This window comes from Chryseobacterium sp. Leaf404 (genome assembly GCF_001424145.1).
GTDB lineage: Bacteria > Bacteroidota > Bacteroidia > Flavobacteriales > Weeksellaceae > Chryseobacterium.
In genome coordinates this window covers 342,265-360,516 of record NZ_LMQM01000010.1, presented here as the reverse complement: position 1 = coordinate 360,516, position 18,252 = coordinate 342,265, and the positions used below count along the sequence as shown (strand labels likewise).

The following is an 18,252-nucleotide window of genomic DNA, read 5'->3' as shown; positions in this document are numbered from 1 at the left end:
AGATAAAAAATACAGAAAAACTGCCGAAATTGGCAGTTTTTTTTGTTGGTAGATCAATTTTATTCACAATAAAACCAGGAACCTGTGTATTCAAATCTTCTTCAGTCTAAAAGGTAAACCAAAACTTGTAAGACTGTCTGTTTAAATGATGTCAATTTAAAACATATACATTACTGACAAACAACATCTTTTTAGTTTTTTTTTAATCCCAATGAATATCTATCTTTGTGGAATTACGATTTTTAACTTAAGCCATGAATCCGAATTTCATACATACTTATGTTTCTGTAGACTGCGTTGTTTTTGGTTTTGATACAGAAAACAGGCTCAATATTCTTTTGGTACAGCGTCATTTTGAAAATTCTCCCGGCGAGCAGCACAGAAAACTCCCCGGAAGTCTGATTATGAATAACGAGGGCGTAGATGATGCAGCCCAGCGGGTTCTTACAGAGCTTACGGGAATTAAAAAGATGGTTCTCAAACAGTTTAAATGTTTTGCGGACCCCTCAAGAGCCAGCGAGAAAGACGTGAAATGGATGGACAAAGAATACAATCATCACATAGACAGAATTATCACCGTAGCTTATCTATCACTTTGTAAAATAGACCGTAAAATAAACAGCAGCAAGTATGAAACGGTAGACTGGTTTCCGGTAGACAAAGTTTCTGATCTTCCTTTTGATCACAATCAGATTATCATAGAATCACTCATAGAAATCAGAAAATGGATTGAATCTGATTTCACCATCATTTTTGAACTTCTGCCAAAAAAATTCACCGTCAGACAGCTTTATCAGTTGTACAGCGCTATCAGTGAAAAGTATATTGATATCAAAAATTTCCACAAGAAAGTTTCGTCATTTAATTACATTGTTCCTCTGGACGAAATTGAAAGCAACGTTTCTCACCGCGCTGCCAGATATTACAGTTTTGATCAGAAAATTTACAGAAAGAATCATACAAAACTCATTAAATGATTCTTGCCTGGTGAACCGATTATTCCGAAAATAAATTTTTCCATTACTAGATAACCTCAAAACTGTATATTTTATATGATTTCAGTTGAAATTAATCTTTGCTTAAAACCGAATCATTTATAAAGACCTATATTTGTGTGCGATTACATATAATAAAAGTTTTTAAAATGAAGGATATCAAAATGATTGTTACGGATATGGACGGAACTTTTCTGAACTCAAAATATGAAGTGAGTCCGGAATTTCCGGAGATTTATGAAGAACTTAAAAAGAGGGATATACTTTTCGTGCCAGCCAGCGGACGGCAGATGTCTGGAATTACAAAATATTTCGGAAAGATTGAAAGCGAAATTGGTTTCATTGCAGAGAATGGCGGCTATATTATTTACAGGAATAAAGAAATTTTTGCAGACCGTTTAGAACAAAATTCCATTGCCGATATTATAAAAAAGATTCGTGAAATTCCAAGTGCAAGAGCCGTTCTCAGTGCTAAAGCAAATTCATATTATGAAAGTGACGATCAGGATTTTGTAGATTATTTCAGCAGATATTATACTAAAAATCAGAAAAAAAAAGATCTTACAGAGGCGGTGGATGACTCCGTTTTTAAAATCGCGGTGTACCATCCCGTTAGTTCCGAAGAATTTCTGTATCCGGAACTGAAAAAATTTGAAAATGAAAATTTGGCAGTTGTAGTTTCCGGTAAATACTGGGTTGACATTATGAATAAACACACCAACAAGGGAATTGCAATAGAAAAACTTCAGAAATCTCTAAACATCCTGCCCGAAGAGACGATGGCATTCGGAGACTATCTCAATGATATCGAAATGCTGAAAAATGCCAGATATTCTTTTGCCATGAAAAATGCACATCCTTCGGTGAAAGAAGCAGCAAAATTTGAAGCCTGCTCAAACGACAGTTTTGGAGTTACTGAGACCATCAAGAATTATTTAAACCAACAGAATTGAAAAATTTAAGTAACTGAAATACAGCAGAAAAATTAATCCAAGAAAAATTTACCCGAATTTCCATGGTGAAAAATTTGTACATTCTTAAAAACATCCTATAGTAGCAGTATTTGGAGAGATGGCAGAGTGGTCGATTGCGATAGTCTTGAAAACTATTGACTGTAACAGGTCCGGGGGTTCGAATCCCTCTCTCTCCGCTGGTTGAGAAACTAAAATAAGCTAAAACGCTGTAAACATCAATGTTTACAGCGTTTTTTGTTTATGCTCAAGTATCATAAAAAATTAAAATAGATCCCAGTTTATATGACCTGTTCCGTGACCATCCCGAAAATTTGAAAATGGCTAACTAAAATTTTGGGTAATATGACTAAGAGTTATTTAAACGATTAAACACTTTCAATAAATTTTTAATATCAGTCTTTAGAGTAGAAGTTCTCATGCGTATTAAGTGACTGGAAATCAAACTTTTAAAATATCGAAAACTCAATAAATCAGTTTTATTTGAATTTTTCACAATAGATGTTTTGTGAATTCCGGACAACAAATCATTAATTTTTATCAAAATTGATCTCTAATATTTTACATAAATTCTTTGGAACTTATAACTATAGGCTGTTCAAAAACTATAAAAACAGTTGTAAGATAGATTGGCAGGCAAATTATTTTGCAGTTTAACGGCTGGCAAATTGAAAATATGTAATCATAATTGTTTATTTTTACAGATAATTTATTATTTAGTATGGTAAACTTAATCCTTCCCGCAAATGAGGGAGACAGATTGAAAAAATTGAAATTTTTAGATCTTCTTACTTTGGGAAAAGATTCCCAGTTCGATGTTTTTGCGGAAACTGCATGCCTGATAGCGGATTGCCCTGTTTCTTTTATTTCGATAATGGGGAGCGACACGCAAAATATCCAGAGCTGCATCGGTATGGAGATCGATTCTGTAGAGCGGGAGAACACAATTTGTCAGTACTCAATAGCAAATGGGGAAACTGTCATTATTAATGATACCCTTTCAGATGAGAGATCCCGTCTAAATCCCTTGATTGCGGCAGGAGGAATACGTTTTTATGTAGGAATACCATTTTTTGATGAAGAAAATTTTGCATTGGGAACAATCTGTGTGATTGATTATAAGCCCAGATTAATTACAGACAGTCAGATTACTGCACTCAAAAAGCTTTCAGATGTTATTTCGAAACTTTTAACGGCGAGAAGAAGAACCACCTACGCAGAATATTTCCAGCAAATCTTTAACACATCGAATAATCTGATCTGTGTTTTGGATGACGAACTGAACATTAAAGATTTCAATCCTGAAGTTGGCAAAATTTTCTCTCTAAAAAAAGAAATAGCTGTAGGTCTTGATTTTACCGGAATTTTTGGTGAAGCAGAGAGGGACGTTTTAAAATTGAAAGATATTATAAATCGCGCTGAAGAAGTTTGTTTTACGACATCTAAAGTTATTGAAGGCGGAAGCACTGTTGTCGTGGAATGGGTATTGAAACCCAGTGTGGAAATTTCTGAAATTTTCTGTTTCGGAACCAACATCACGATGCAGACCGAAGAAAGAGACCGTTTGGCCAGCTCGGAGCGACGTTTCAGAAGTTTCTTTGAAAACGCCATTGGTCTGATGAGCATGCATGATATGGACGGAAACATTCTTGCGGTAAATGAAAAAGGCAGGGAAACCCTGCAGTATTCCACCAACGAGGTGAAAGATTTAAATCTTCGTGATCTTGTTCCGGAAAAAAACCTGCCTTCATTAAACGAGTACCTGAAACGCATCAACAGACAGAAAGAAGACTTTGGAACTATGATTCTTAGGTCTAAAACCGGAGTTGAGCAGGTATGGATGTATCACAACCTTGTTGAGACTGATGAAGACATCAAGCCTTACGTCATAAGTACGGCACTAAATGTTACCGAAAGAATGACACTTGAAAGAGATCTTATTCGTACAAAAAAAATGCTGGAACAGACAAGCTCGGTAGCACAGGTTGGTGGCTGGGAAGTGAATCTTAAGAAAAACACCTTATTTTGGTCGCAAAGTACCAAAGAAATTCACAGGATAGGTGACGAATATGAGCCTGATCTGGAAAATGCCATGGGTTTTTACACCGAAGACAGCAGAGAAAAAGTGGAATTTCTTTTTCAAAGAGCAGTAAGAGAAGGAATACCTTATGATGATGAGTTCCAGCTCGTTCGCAATGACGGAGTTACCATTTGGGTAAGAGTGAAAGCAATTCCTGAATTTGAGGGTGAAGTTTGCACAAGGGTTTTCGGTATCATTCAGGATATTGATGTTTTCAAGAGAATGTTTCTTGATATTGCAAAAAAGGAAGCCATGATGCAATCTTTTGTAACGTATGTTCCCGCAGCTGTTGCAATGTTCGACAGAGATCTGAATTATATTTCTGTAAGCAGCAAATGGAAGGATGAATTTGAAATGAATGACCTTGATATCATTGGCAAAAATCTTTTTGTGATTTCACCAAACATTCCTCTTAAAAGAAAAGAAATTTATCATGCCGCCCTGCAGGGTAAGACATACATCAATGAAGATTTTGCAATTCATCTTGATGGTAAAGATGAGATTCAGCATTATGACCTCAAAGTTGGACCTTGGTATCTGTCTGATCATGAAATCGGAGGTGTCATTGTTTCTGTACAGAATATTACGACAGCTGTAAAGACGAACGAAGAGCTTAAGAATGCCAAAAATATGGCTGATATTGCGAGTAAGGCAAAATCTGAATTCCTCGCCAACATGAGCCATGAGATCCGGACTCCGCTGAACGGAGTTATTGGTTTTTCAGATCTTCTTTTGAGAACCAATCTTAATGATATTCAGACACAGTACCTAAATTATATAAATGAATCAGGAGAAAACCTTCTCAATATTATCAACGATATTCTTGATTTTTCTAAAATAGAATCCGGCAAAATGGAACTTTCGATCGAGGAAAGTGATGTTTATGAAATGGTGAGTCAGGTTATCAATGTCATCCTTTATCAGTCTCAGAAAAAAAATATTGAACTTCTTTTAAATATAGAACAGGGCTTGCCAAAAACCCTGTTGCTTGATGAGGCAAGATTAAAACAGATCCTTATAAATCTTCTTGGCAATGCCGTAAAATTTACTGAGAAAGGAGAAATAGAACTTAAGGTTGAAAAGCTGCGTATGAATGACAGGAATATTGTTCTCCGATTTTCTGTACGCGATACGGGAATAGGCATACCTGTGGATAAGCAGCAACATATTTTTGACGCATTTACTCAGGAAAACAGCTCTATAAGCAAGCTTTACGGCGGCACAGGTCTTGGCCTCACCATATCAAACAATATTTTGGGTTACATGGGCAGCCATTTGTTATTGAGCAGCACACCTGAAAAAGGTTCTGTGTTTTTCTTTGACATTGAAATCCCGTACGAAATCTCAAAATCAAGTGAGGATGACGATCTCACTATAAAAAAGGTACTTGTGGTGGATGATAATGAAGCAAACAGAATCATTCTGCAACATATGCTAAACTATAAAAATATAGAATCCACGCTGGCTGCCAATGGAATGGAGGCCTTGCAGATTTTGCTTGCAGGCGAACGTTTCGATGCGATACTGATGGATTATCACATGCCGGTAATTTCCGGTTTGGAGACAGTAACCAAGATCCGCGAATTATTCACTGAGAAAAGCGAGACTTCACCACTTGTAATTCTTCATACTTCTTCTGAAGAGCATGATGTCATCAGTTCTTTCCGTCAGGAAGATGATTCTTATTTTCTCTTAAAGCCAATAAAATCTGATGATCTTTACAGACTCCTAAAACGTGTTTCACAAATTAATGTAGCAGAAGTTGCTGCACCTAAAAATCTGGAAAAGAATCATTTTTCGTTGATGAAAAATCTGGAAGTTCTTTTAGTAGATGATAATCCAGTGAATATGGTTTTGAATAACAGGTTAATGAAATCACTGATGCCAGATGTACAGCTTACAGAAGCGGTAAACGGTTTGGAGGCATTGGAAGAATGTATGCAAAAAGATTTTTCTATCATTCTTATGGATGTGCAGATGCCTGTGATGAATGGGATTGAAGCTACACAGAAGATCCGCCACCTGCCGGGGTACGAAAATGTGCCCATTATAGGAGTTACTGCAGGAAATGTATTGGGAGAGAAAGAGAAATGTCTGGATTCCGGAATGAATGATTTTCTTCCGAAACCTTTACGCCAAGCAGATCTGTTGGAAATGCTCAAAAAACATATTGGCTGTGAAAAGGATACGGACGTTAAAGCTGAAATCATTCCGGAGGAATTTATTAGTATGGAAATGCTCAGGGAACAAATGGGTGATGATGAAAATTTCAAAAAAATATTTTTAGACCTTGTCATTAAAGAACTTACGCAGACAAAAGATGATATAGGTGTTGCAGCAGCTGAAAAAGATGCAACGGCGGCCAAAATGATTCTTCACAAACTAAAGGGCACCGCAGGAACTGCAGGTCTGTTCAGACTTGTGGAATCTGCACTGCAATGGGAGAATAAAAGCGATCAGGATATAAATTTTGCAGACATGGAAAAAGAAATTATTACCGAAATTAATATGGGATTACTGGTTATAAATGATTTAATGAAATAAAAATCAGTCAAAAATGTTTATTTTGATCATAAACTATTGTGAAATGATCCTCAAATCAGCACAAACTATTGAAAGAACTACGCTGAATAATTTTTGTCTGCGAAATTACCGTTGTTATTCATGCATTATAGAAAAAAATGTTCGTGATAAATTTAGACGAGCATTCTGTAACAGCAAAATTATGGATTGTTGGGAATTTATTGTACGTTTAATAGATATTTAATGTAATAAAATAATAGTAAGAGCTGCCCGAAATAGAGAAAAACAGCTTCAAATTTCTTAATGCAAATTATTTAATAAAATAAGAATAAAGGCTTTGGTTATATCAGAAAATGGTATTACATTTGAATTAAGCGAGGTCTGATTGCAAGATCAGATTTCAATACACCATTTTATTCGAATCACATTAAATATTTTTGTAATGAAAAAACAAATAGCTATTGCTGCGTTTGCTTTGGGATTATTCCTGTTAGGAGGCAACCACGTATCGGCACAAAATTCTGACAATGTAAGTACCTCAGTCAATATTATTTTAGCAGATGTCATTTCGATGGATTTGGGGGCTGCCGGTTTAGGCGGAGCGGTAGATTTTAATTACTCAAATACTTCAGATTATAATTCTTCAAAGAATGTCGCTGTACCGAATAGTCTGGTAATCAATTCTTCTAAAAATTTCGACGTCAAAATAAAATCTGAGGGCGGAAACTTTGTAAGTGGCTCAAACCTTATTCCTGTGGATGTATTACAGGTAAAAGCAGTATCGGGTGGAAGTCTAATGGGAACCATGAATGAGGTAACTTTATCTACAGCCGATCAGGTTTTGGTGAGCAATGCAAGTTTAGGTGCAAATCAAACTTTGAATATTGCCTATTCTATCTCTGCAGAAAAGGCATCAAAGGTTCTGCTGGGAAAGCCTAAAGGAACCTACACACAAACAGTAACTTATACTGCTACAGCACTTTAATTCAATTAATAATATTTTAAAACCCTCAACATTTACATGTTGGGGGTTTTTGTTTTGTGATAACTTCTGTGTAGTTATTTTACTACATCAACTTCCATTTTCAACTACAAAAAAACATTTTATGCCGATGTAGATTTGCATTGTTCAAAAGAGGACAGGAAATCAAAAATAAAAATTAAATAAAACTCTCATGAAAAAACAAATCTTAATCTCAGCTTTAACTTTCGGAGCAATTATATTAGGAACTACAGCTGCTCAGGCACAGAATGCCACCGCAACTACAACAGTAAACATTACCCTGAGTGATGTAATCTCTATCGATTCCGGAAGTACGGCGATTGGTGGTACATTAGCTTTTACTTACGCTACAGCAACAGATTATAACTCGGCACAAACGGTTGCTCAAGCCAATGCTTTGAAAGTAACTTCTACTAAAGCTTTTAATGTAAATGTAAAAGCCGGAGGTGCTAATTTTATGAATGGAACCAACTTAATACCAGTAGACGTTTTAACGATAAAAGCCGCTACATCTTCCGGCACAATGGGTGGAACAAAGAGTGCTGTTGTTTTATCTTCAAGTAATCAGCTTTTAGTTTCAAATGCTCCACTTGGAAGTGCATTAACATTGAATTTGGATTACACCATTCCTGCTGCGGAATCTTCTTCTTCTAAAATTTTAGGTAAACCAGCCGGAACTTATACACAAACAGTAATTTATACTGCTACTGCATTGTAACTATTTCCGGAAACAATCTATAACAGAAAGACCTCAACATTGAATTGCTGAGGGCTTTCTCTTTAGATCAAATAAATAATCCATGTAGTTATTTTACTACACAAACTTCCATTTTCAACTACAAAAAAATCTTTGTCGCCGCTGTAGATTTGCAGTGTTCAAAAGAAAACAAGTTAATAAAAATAAAAAAATAAGTAGTATTATCATGAAAAAAATCTTAATCTCAGCTTTAACTTTCGGAGCAATTATATTAGGAACTAACGCATTTCAGGCACAGAATACCACAGCAACTACAACGGTAAACATTACCCTGAGTGATGTAATCTCTATCGATTCCGGAAGTACGGCGATTGGTGGTGCAGTGGCCTTTACTTACGCTACTGCAGCAGATTATAACTCGGCACAAACTGTGGCTCAAGCCAATGCTTTAAAAGTAACTTCTACTAAAGCTTTTAATGTAAACGTAAAAGCTGGAGGTGCTAATTTTATGAATGGAACCAACTTAATCCCAGTAGACGTCTTGACGATTAAAGCTGCTACATCTTCCGGTACAATGGGTGGAACAAAGAATGCTGTTGTTTTATCTTCAAGTAATCAGCTTTTAGTTTCAAATGCTCCGCTTGGAAGTGCATTAACATTGAATTTGGATTACACCATTCCTGCAGCAGAATCATCTTCTGCTAAAATTTTAGGTAAACCAGCCGGAACTTATACGCAGACAGTAACTTATACTGCCACTGCTTTATAATAAAATTTTTAAGATTATGAAGGTTCCTTTAGTTACGTTTCAGTAGTTTTGGGAATCTTTTATTTTTAAACAATTTACACCATGCGCAAGTTTATTAACCTTTTCCTTTTCCTGATAATCGCAACAGCTTCTTCAGTTCTGGCACAAAGTATTTCTATGTCACCCACACGTCTTTTTTTTACAGGCAGTCCGGGAGAAAAAGTGAATCAGACAGTCACACTGCAGAACAGCTCAGACAAAGATTATGTCTTTAATCTCAACTATAAAGATTGGGTAAGAGATGAAAACGGAAATAAAATTTATCTTGATGCAGGAAGTTCAAAAACTTCCAATGCCGCATGGATCTCCACTTTAGAAAACGCTGTCACCATTCCTGCGAAAAGTACCAAAGAGATTGTAGTAACCATGCAGATTCCTGCAAATGCATCCAAGTCTGCTGTCACAAACAGCATGCTTTTCTTCACGCAGTTACCGCAGCAGGCAGATCAGGCAAAGGCTAAAAACGGGATTGGGATTATCACACTATTTGAAGTCGGACTTCATATCTTTTATACTCCATCCGGAAACCTGGTAAAAAGCCTTGATATTACAAATATCGCAGAGGTTTCTTCTGATAATATCACAGAAAGAAAAGTTGCAGTAAGCATTCATAATGATGGAAACACGATCAACGATGCGACCGTTGAGTTTGAATTGACAGATACTGACAGCGGCAAGGAAATAAAATTACCTGCAATTTCAATATCCATGCTTCCCGGCGCCAATCAGGTCATTCAATTTTCTTTGCCCGAAAAAATTTCAGGAAATTTCCTTGGTGTGGCAATTATCAAAATGGCAGGATCCAATGATTTACGCGTAGGCGAGAAAAACTTTAAATTTTAAAATTAAGTCTTAAAACCACTAAATAGAATGTCGATATTAATTCTTAAGAGAACAATTTTACTTTTAGCATTTGTTCTTTTAAACTTTTCATTTGCTTTTTCGCAGGATAAGAAGGATATCAATATCTATTTTGAAAAAGACAGTGTAGCGGTTGAAAAAGGTTCAACTTTTACCAATTTCCTGGTGATCGAGAATAAAAGTTCTGAAACTGTAACTATTCAGAATATCGTGCCTCAGGAAAATTATCCGGGATTGCTGTTCTATCCAAAAAATGAATTGATACTCAATGCCGGACAGTCTAAAAATCTCCCTGTAAAACTGATTGCCAATGTGGATTTTATGAAACTAAGATCCAATGAGATTAAATTCCAGGTTTCTTACATCAAAACATTATTACCAAAAACCGAGAGTATCTCGTTTATAATTAAAAAAGAAGAAAACAGCAACATCGCAATTTACACGGAGGCTTTCGAGAATTTCATTAATCCTAATGCGCCGGACTCTTCAATATCACTCACTGTAGAAAACCAAAGTTACAGCAAACGAAACATCAAGATTGATTTTCAATCTATACCCGATGGTTTAGAGATGATGCCAAAACAACAGACTTTTTCTCTGGAAGCTTTGGAAAAACAAACTGTTGAGATCAAAATTGTAATCAGAAAGCAGAACACGATTTTTCCTGAATTTAATATCAATGCAATCGCCACGGATCTTTCTGATAATGAAATTGTGGGAAGCAACACGCTCCATTTACTCATATTATCAAACAACAGACAAATTGCAAGAGCACCTGAATCTGTAAACGGAAGTAATTTTGCTGAAATGAGCTACAACGAAAACAGCTCAGGTTTCAATTTTCTTCAGCTGAGAGCAAATACAGCATTTAGAGTGAGCGAAAACGTGAAATCGCGCTTCAATATCGGCACAGATTACTTTATGGAAGGAGGTCTTTACAACATCTATGATACTTGGTTAGAATTGGAGAGAAAAAATACGGTTTTGCGCGTGGGAAACATCAACAGCACAGATTACGAATACCCGATTTTCGGCAGAGGTGCAAAAATTTCCACCAAATTTGGCAATAACAAACAGATTGAATTGCTTGCGCTGGAAAATAATTACAATCTTTACAGTACATATTTCCAGCAGATAAATGGGTCTAACGTATTGGGTGCAAAATATAACTTTGGAAATGCCAAAACTTTAAACGGAAAAATTTCGTACATATACGACCACGATCCGCGATTAAATGTGGACACACAACTGGCAAATGCCGTAACATCTTTTTTAATTGCCGGCAAACACACAGTCCGTACGGAGGTTGGTCTGAGTCATGAAAAAGGCCTTGTCAATAAGGATGAAAATGCAGGAGGCCTGGTGGGAGCAAATTACGAAGGACGGATAGGAAAATGGGATTTGCAGTCTGTGAATTCGTTCGCTACCAAAAGTTATGCAGGGATAAAAAGAGGATCTTTTTTCTCAAATCAACGTATCGGGAGACAATTTTCTGATTCTCAACGGGCTTTTATACAATACCAGAACTCGCAGATAGACCCCGGTTTTCTGAGTCTGCAGAATGCGCCTTATCAACCTGAAATCAGTACTAATTTGCGTTATTATTTTAACTCCACCGAAGCATTGGCAACAGGTTATCAGTTTACTGGAAAAAACTGGAATTTCCTTGTTTCTCCAAAGGTTGAAAAGCAAAAAACTGCTAATTTTTATACTTCACACGAACTTTTTTCTTACAGACTGGAAACCAATATAAGCACAACACTGGGCAATCATGCGATCAATCTGACTGCAGAATATTCCTATTCAAATGCAGACAGTCAATCAGACTGGTTCAACAGTTTAAGAACAACTTTGTCGTACAGGTATAAATCGTTTTCTCTGAACGGAACAGCACAATGGAATGCAGCCAATGTTTTTGATTTAAATTCTTATTATAATACAGACCGTAATTTTGCCAATTACAATCTATATGCATCGTATAACTTCCATACACTGGGTAATAATCTGACAGGAAATTTTTCAGCCGGAACTTTTTATTCTGAACTTTACAAAAATTTAAACACCAATATCACCGGAAATCTTGAATACAGGATTTCACCTTCGTGGTCGGGCACCGGATATTTTAATCTGTCAGGTTTCAAATCTATGGCTGAATATTCAACCAGTGGCAGTTATTATCAGTTCAGAGTGGGTATTAAAAAATATTTTGCACCAGCCACCGCCCTTGGAAATCATAAAGTGACATTTCAGTTCTTTGAAGACATAAATTTCAACGGACTTCCGGATTCAGGTGAAAAGATATTTGCTGATGAGATTGTAAAACTGGACGATTACATCGCAATGACGGATAAAAACGGAAAAGTGGTTTTTCAAAATGTGCCCGAAGGTCTTTATACATTGAAGGTAAACGAAAGTGCAGGTGCCAGATTAATGATGGATCCTGTGATTATGGTCAGTAAAAATATCAACCGCAAGGTAGGCCTCGTAAAAAACATCAGGGTTAGTGGAAAATTAACCGAGATTAAACAGGCTTACGATGTTTTGGATACTGATGTAACCGGTATAGCGGTCTATGCAAAAGGTGAAGATGGAGTGATCTATACAGCTGTGGTCAATCAGAAAAACGAATTTGAATTTTTCCTAAAAGATGGAAAATATGAAATCTATATTGAAAATGACAAGTACAGCTACACACAGCCAAGGCAAACCATTCAGGTGACGAAAGAAGGTTACTCAGCTGATGTCATTTTTGAATACAAAAAGAAAGACACAACCATTAAGGTTAAAAAGTTTTAAATTTAGAGGTATGAAAACGATGAGGTTTTTTTTAACAGGAATTTTAACGCTGTGCTTCGGATCATCATTCATGAAAGCTCAGGATATATTTCTGACTATTCCTGAAAATAACATATATAACAGAACAGAATTCACGTCAGTGCCTACAAGGGTAATGTCGAACTCCAACAGAACAAACTGGATCTACGGCTTTTTGGGATTTGGACCGGTAGCTCCCACATTTACCTCTACATCAGGGCAGAATTTTACGATGGCTTCTTCTTCAGCTACTTTACCCGCCAGCGTTCTTACGTGGCAGCTGGAGAGTATGGGAGGGCAGTTGCCAGGCACAGGATTTTCAGGTTCTTTACCGGGTTTTCAGTCTTTCAGTCCGAGCGCTGTAAAATGGTTTGAACCACCGGGATCCCTGCTTTTCGGAGCAGGATTCAACAGGGGAAATATTAATTTTACATTTAAAATACCTGCCGCACAATTTTCTGCGAATGCCTTCCGCGCCGGGAATTATTCTATGGATATTGCTCAGAATTATAATGATTTCACACCAATTAATTTTAAAACAGTTATAGTCATTCCCTCATCGGTACGCTGGCTTACAAACTCTCTGACGAAGTACATCGAAGTATCTTCTTTGAATGACTACCGCGGAACAGCCACGAAAGTTTGGGATTTGGGAAATACAGAATTCGCAAATACTGTAGATTTTAACTTTTGGGCAAAAGCAGCTACTACAACGGTTCAGTTTACTTCCTCAAAGGGTGTTCCGGGAACCAGAAATATTGCCAGTATTAAATTGGGAAGTAATGGATCTGCTCTCACCACAAAAGCTTTATCCAACACTTTTCAGAATTTTTCAGCAACTAATTTTAATGTTGTAGCAGGTAACAGAAACAGTTTCACACCAGAGCTGTATATTTCAGCTGATGATTTTGAAAACTATTTTTTTGAAGCTGGAACGTATACATTTGAGTTGAATTTTAATGCCAGAAGTACAGATAATTCAGTCAACAGTATTCAAAATACAGCTGTACAGATGAAGGTCCTTCCCAGGTCGGAGATTACAATACCAGGTTCAGGGAAAAACGTAAATTTCAATTTTAATACAGCAGCATTATACACAAATGGGCAGTCACAGATAATTCCCAATCAAATTACATTATCTAATAACGAAAGTTTTGAACTTTATGTAAAATCAGACGAAAATTATTTTAAAAAAGGCGGCCTTCAGACCAGCATCAACTCAAATATTTTACAGATTGGGATCGATGGAAGTTCTGTAAATGCACCATTATCCAAAACTCCACAAAAAATTCTCTTTAACGGAACACCGGTTCTGGACCGCCAGCTGAATGTAAAATATACCATATCTCCAGCGGATGCCCAGGGTTTGGTAGGAAAGGAGAACAGTACTTATTCCATCAATGTTTATTACAGCTTTACTGCAATCTAATCCTATTTTTCTCAGCTCTTATTTATGGATCACTCTGAAAGCAATAATCATTCTCATCCCGAAATTGACAGACTGAAAGCATTCGAAAAAAAATATGCCGGCGTTTTTGATTTTATAGTTTACACCGCTGCAAAGATGACCAATACGGAACATTGCAGCGTTAGCATTGTCACAGAGGGAACGGCTTACGTTATAGCAACCAGTGATGTTTCTTCAAATCAAATCTATCCGCAGAATCCTGATTTTCATCTTGACGGTGACACCTCAGTTTATAAATTTAAAGAGACAGAATTTCAATTTCACAGAAGCTATCTGATTCCAAATTCGGATGATCATTTTGTTGCTTATTTAAATTTTTTTGACAGTGAAAATAAAAATCCTGATAAAACAGAAACAGATATTCTCAGCAAGGTCTTAAAGGAGGCTTCGAAATGCTTTTTGATAAAAGAAAAGGAACAGTTTCTAAATAATGATGATGCGCTTTTTGAAACATCCAGAGATAACATTACCGAACGCAAAAAAATAGAAATCGATATTCTGGAAGTAAAGGAGCTTGCAGACAAAGCTTACGCACTGAAAGCTGAGTTTGTAGCCAACATAAGTCATGAGATCAGAACTCCTCTCAATGGTATTATCGGTTTTACCGAACTTCTTTTGGAAACGGATCTTGACGAGACGCAGAGGCAGTACATGGAAATTATAAACCAATCCGGAGTATCCCTATACAGCATAATCAATAATATCCTGGATTTCTCAAAACTGGAAAAACAGAAACTTAAGCTGCACCTTGATAAAGTAGAGATAGAGGAGATGGTTTCAGAAGCTTTTAATATTGTTTCTTACAATAATAGCAAAAAGCATTTGAAAATGATCCTGGATATTGACAATGCCATACCTGCATATATCTGGACTGATGCAATGCGTTTAAAACAGGTTTTTGTGAATCTGTTGAGCAACGCTCTGAAATTTACGGAAGAGGGGGAGATTGTAGTATACGCAAAGGTATTGGATGATTTGGGAAAAGGAAAAAAGAAAATTCGTTTTGGAGTTCGCGATACAGGAATTGGAATTAGCAGCGAAAAGCAGTCTGAAATTTTTGAAGCATTTTCGCAGGAAGACGGCAGCATCAGTAAGAAATATGGCGGCGCAGGTCTTGGGCTCACAATATCCAATCAAATCCTGGCACTTCTTGACAGTGTTTTACAGGTTGAAAGCAACCAGGGAAAAGGGAGCGATTTTTACTTCGATATGCAGTTTGATACGCAGGAGGAAGAATACGATCTAAGCCTGAGCGGCATCATAAAAGTACTGATAGTAGATGATAATGAAAACAACAGAAAAATCCTGAAAAGGATCTTGGAACGAAAAAATATAGAAGTAACAGAATGTGACAGCGGTCTGAAAGCATTGCTTATGATCATGGAAAGGTCTGATTACGATGTGATTATCATGGATTATCACATGCCTGTAATGAATGGAATTGAAACCATCAGAAAAATGAGAAATATGATGACGGGCACTTCCGATGTTGCGCCGTATATCGTTCTGTACAGTTCTTCTGACGACACTGAGCTTCAGGATGCATGTGACGAACTGCAGATCGAAAACCGATTGATCAAACCTATTCGTATGAAGCAGATGTATCAGATTTTGTCTGCTTTGAAGACCTCTGAAAAAAAAGGACTGATAAAAGCAGAAGATAAGCGTCCTGATGTGAATTCAAAGGAAATAAAAATTTTAATTGCTGAAGACAATGCTGTTAATTTACTGCTTACCAAAACTTATTTGAAAGATATTCTTCCACAGGCCCTGATCATTGAAGCAAAAGATGGAGTAGAGGCAGTTGAACGCTATCAGAAAGAAAATCCGGATCTTATTATAATGGATATACAGATGCCACAGCTCAATGGCATTGATGCAACAAAGCAAATAAGATCGATGGAAAAAAATATTGAAATTCCTATTATTGCATTAACAGCTGGAAGCCTTCCCGGAGAAAAAGAAAAATGCATGCAGAGCGGAATGTCGGACTTTCTGACTAAGCCCTTGTTGAAACAAACCCTATCAGATATGTTGCGGAAATGGATCGGTAAAGAAAAAGATAAAAAGTAAATCATATATTTAGATTGTTAAAAAACATTAAAGTGGAAAATTTACCATTATAATTAGTTTATGGATGATCTTATCAATGAATTACGGTTAAAAATAGAAAAGCTGGAAAACGAAATCAGTTTTAAGAACGGACTGATATCGATATTGTCTCATGATTCAAAAGAATTATTTGGAAATTTTCTGTGGCTTTTAGAATCTCTGGAGCAAAAGATTGTAAGTGAGCAGGATTTTTACAGGCTGTTGCCACAGGTAAAGAATGATGCCCGCAAGAATCTGCAGACTGTTCAGGACAGTACTGCCTGGCTAAAAACGCAGTACGGAAACTTTAAGATTAAACCTGAGAAAATCCTAGTGACAGATCTTTTTCATAATCTCAAAGAGAAGTACGCTGCAAAACTAGAGGAAAAAAGCATCAGATTTTATTTTAAAGGAGATCACGATTTATTTATTACCAGCGATCGCTTACTGCTGCAATATGTTTTAGACAAGATTTTCAACAATGCAGTAAAATATTCGTCACCTGGCAAGGAAATTTACTTACAGGCAGTTTCAGAGGAAAATCAAACCATACTTTCTGTGATTGATTCCGGAACCGGAATTGGTGAGAAATACTTACCGACAATCTACAGCTATGATAATCCTGTATTTGAAGGCACCCACGGCGAAAAAGGGGCGGGATTAAGTTTGAAAATTGTAAAAAATTTCATATTCTTGCTGCAGGGAAATATCGACATACAGTCGGCCGAAAGTGAAGGAACTACTGTCTCCCTGTATTTACCTAATTTTATTTCATGAAGGATTTACAGCCAAACGTCCGTATTGTTATAGCAGATGATCATGGTATTGTCCGGATGGGTTTGATTCAGACCATTAAACGACTTCGATCTGAAGCCGTGATCCTGGAGGTGGAAGACTATAAATCACTCTATAAAGTAATTCAGAAGGAAAAACTGGATCTTGCAGTTATGGACGTTAATATGCCAAATGGTACTGTACAGGAGGCGATTGATTTCATTAAAATTCACCAGCCTCAGCTGAAAATCCTGCTGTTTTCTTCACAGGATGAAGAAGTCTATGCACTGCGCTATCTTAAAATGGGAGCTGGCGGTTATCTAAGCAAGCAAAGTTCCGGAGAAACCATTGAGGCAGCTTTAAATGCGATGCTTACAAAAGGCCGGTACATAAGCGAAAACGTAAAAGAAGCGATGTTTGTAGAATCATTAAGCGGCTCGGGAAAAAGTTCTCCTTTTGAAACGCTCTCAGACCGCGAACTGCAAATTGCCACCAAACTTGCAGAAGGTATTACACTAAAGGAAATTTCCAATCAGTTTAATCTGCATTCATCTACAATCAGCACGTATAAAAACCGACTTTTTGAAAAACTTAAAATAAGGTCTATCCCAGAATTGGTAGAGATACTCAGGTTGTATAACCAGTAAATATTTATAGCGTCAATCTTAATGGATCAGGAAGAAGGTTTGTTTTTTCCAGATAACATTTAACTTCCCCGATAAGTTGAATAGCCGTAAGGTGAAAGGGTAATGGGGACGTGATAATGGTTTTGATCCTTTATTTCAAATACCACTTCAATAAATGGGTAGAAGCTTTCTGTTTTACTTTTTCTGAAATAATCGTCGGTCAGGTAGATCAGTTTGTAAATACCGGTGTTTGGATGAGCAGACGGAAGAAAATCAGGAATTCTGCCATTGGCATCTGTTATTTTTTCGTCAACCTTTATCCAGAGTTTAGATTGCGTATTTAATTTTTCCAGTCTTATTGCAACGTCTGGAGCCGGCAGGCCTTTGGAAACGTCCAGAATATGTGTGGAAAGCTGAAAATCCTCATTTTGTGCAAAAGCGCTGACTGAGAAAAGTGTTATAAGAATGGTAAGGAAAAGTGATTTCATTTTGATATGATTTTTTTATTATTTAGATGCAGTAAATCTCTGTTGCGGCTTCT

General features: G+C 36.7%; 13 protein-coding genes and 1 tRNA gene. 13 read left to right on the top strand and 1 reads right to left on the bottom strand.

Annotation, left to right across the window (positions count from 1 at the left end; all coding sequences use genetic code 11):
- The first annotated feature begins 254 nt into the window (after positions 1–254).
- From ASG31_RS07460 to ASG31_RS07400, 13 genes are all read left to right on the top strand, one after another.
- Positions 255–977 carry an NUDIX hydrolase gene (locus tag ASG31_RS07460; RefSeq protein ID WP_056030047.1) on the top strand — a complete coding sequence of 241 codons (723 nt, stop codon included), beginning with the start codon at positions 255–257 and terminating at the stop codon, positions 975–977.
- A gap of 167 nt (positions 978–1,144) precedes the next feature.
- Complete coding sequence (locus ASG31_RS07455) at positions 1,145–1,948, top strand: Cof-type HAD-IIB family hydrolase (protein ID WP_056030044.1); 804 nt, start codon at positions 1,145–1,147, stop codon at positions 1,946–1,948.
- A 112-nt stretch (positions 1,949–2,060) separates the two neighbouring features.
- A tRNA-Ser gene (locus ASG31_RS07450) sits at positions 2,061–2,145 on the top strand.
- 542 nt (positions 2,146–2,687) lie between these two features.
- Entirely contained in the window at positions 2,688–6,590 is a 3,903-nt protein-coding gene (locus tag ASG31_RS07445; RefSeq protein WP_056030041.1) for a response regulator, read from the top strand.
- Between the two features lie 421 nt (positions 6,591–7,011).
- Complete coding sequence (locus ASG31_RS07440) at positions 7,012–7,554, top strand: hypothetical protein (protein WP_056030038.1); 543 nt, start codon at positions 7,012–7,014, stop codon at positions 7,552–7,554.
- Positions 7,555–7,744: 190 nt separating this feature from the next.
- Positions 7,745–8,290 (top strand): hypothetical protein, encoded by a 546-nt coding sequence (locus ASG31_RS07435; RefSeq protein WP_056030036.1) that lies wholly within the window; start codon positions 7,745–7,747, stop codon positions 8,288–8,290.
- Positions 8,291–8,492: 202 nt separating this feature from the next.
- Entirely contained in the window at positions 8,493–9,038 is a 546-nt protein-coding gene (locus tag ASG31_RS07430; RefSeq protein WP_082504530.1) for a peptidoglycan-binding protein LysM, read from the top strand.
- Positions 9,039–9,119: 81 nt separating this feature from the next.
- Entirely contained in the window at positions 9,120–9,920 is an 801-nt protein-coding gene (locus ASG31_RS07425) for an Fn3-like domain-containing protein (protein ID WP_231433721.1), read from the top strand.
- 27 nt (positions 9,921–9,947) lie between these two features.
- Positions 9,948–12,734 carry a TonB-dependent receptor gene (locus ASG31_RS07420; protein ID WP_056030033.1) on the top strand — a complete coding sequence of 929 codons (2,787 nt, stop codon included), beginning with the start codon at positions 9,948–9,950 and terminating at the stop codon, positions 12,732–12,734.
- A gap of 19 nt (positions 12,735–12,753) precedes the next feature.
- A complete protein-coding gene (locus tag ASG31_RS07415; RefSeq protein ID WP_231433720.1) occupies positions 12,754–14,181 on the top strand; it encodes a hypothetical protein in 1,428 nt (475 codons plus the stop codon).
- Positions 14,182–14,205: 24 nt separating this feature from the next.
- Positions 14,206–16,293, top strand: a complete 2,088-nt coding sequence (locus ASG31_RS07410; protein ID WP_056030027.1) for a response regulator — start codon at positions 14,206–14,208, stop codon at positions 16,291–16,293.
- Between the two features lie 60 nt (positions 16,294–16,353).
- On the top strand, positions 16,354–17,088 hold the full coding sequence (locus tag ASG31_RS07405; protein WP_056030021.1) for a sensor histidine kinase: 735 nt from the start codon (positions 16,354–16,356) through the stop codon (positions 17,086–17,088).
- The gene (locus ASG31_RS07400) at positions 17,085–17,732 is read left to right on the top strand and encodes a response regulator transcription factor (protein WP_056030018.1); all 648 of its coding nucleotides are present in this window, start codon (positions 17,085–17,087) and stop codon (positions 17,730–17,732) included. The genes ASG31_RS07405 and ASG31_RS07400 overlap by 4 nt, the downstream gene beginning before the upstream one ends.
- 59 nt (positions 17,733–17,791) lie before the next feature.
- On the opposite strand, the gene uraH is transcribed toward ASG31_RS07400, so the two are convergent.
- Positions 17,792–18,199, bottom strand: a complete 408-nt coding sequence (gene uraH, locus ASG31_RS07395; protein ID WP_056030014.1) for a hydroxyisourate hydrolase — start codon at positions 18,197–18,199, stop codon at positions 17,792–17,794.
- Positions 18,200–18,252: the final 53 nt, after the last annotated feature.

Coding starts and splice junctions, on each gene's coding strand:
- ASG31_RS07460 (WP_056030047.1), top strand. CDS start 255: ATGAATCCGAATTTCATACATACTTATGTTTCTGTAGACTGCGTTGTT.
- ASG31_RS07455 (WP_056030044.1), top strand. CDS start 1,145: ATGAAGGATATCAAAATGATTGTTACGGATATGGACGGAACTTTTCTG.
- ASG31_RS07445 (WP_056030041.1), top strand. CDS start 2,688: ATGGTAAACTTAATCCTTCCCGCAAATGAGGGAGACAGATTGAAAAAA.
- ASG31_RS07440 (WP_056030038.1), top strand. CDS start 7,012: ATGAAAAAACAAATAGCTATTGCTGCGTTTGCTTTGGGATTATTCCTG.
- ASG31_RS07435 (WP_056030036.1), top strand. CDS start 7,745: ATGAAAAAACAAATCTTAATCTCAGCTTTAACTTTCGGAGCAATTATA.
- ASG31_RS07425 (WP_231433721.1), top strand. CDS start 9,120: ATGCGCAAGTTTATTAACCTTTTCCTTTTCCTGATAATCGCAACAGCT.
- ASG31_RS07420 (WP_056030033.1), top strand. CDS start 9,948: ATGTCGATATTAATTCTTAAGAGAACAATTTTACTTTTAGCATTTGTT.
- ASG31_RS07415 (WP_231433720.1), top strand. CDS start 12,754: ATGAGGTTTTTTTTAACAGGAATTTTAACGCTGTGCTTCGGATCATCA.
- ASG31_RS07410 (WP_056030027.1), top strand. CDS start 14,206: ATGGATCACTCTGAAAGCAATAATCATTCTCATCCCGAAATTGACAGA.
- ASG31_RS07405 (WP_056030021.1), top strand. CDS start 16,354: ATGGATGATCTTATCAATGAATTACGGTTAAAAATAGAAAAGCTGGAA.
- ASG31_RS07400 (WP_056030018.1), top strand. CDS start 17,085: ATGAAGGATTTACAGCCAAACGTCCGTATTGTTATAGCAGATGATCAT.
- uraH (WP_056030014.1), bottom strand. CDS start 18,199: ATGAAATCACTTTTCCTTACCATTCTTATAACACTTTTCTCAGTCAGC.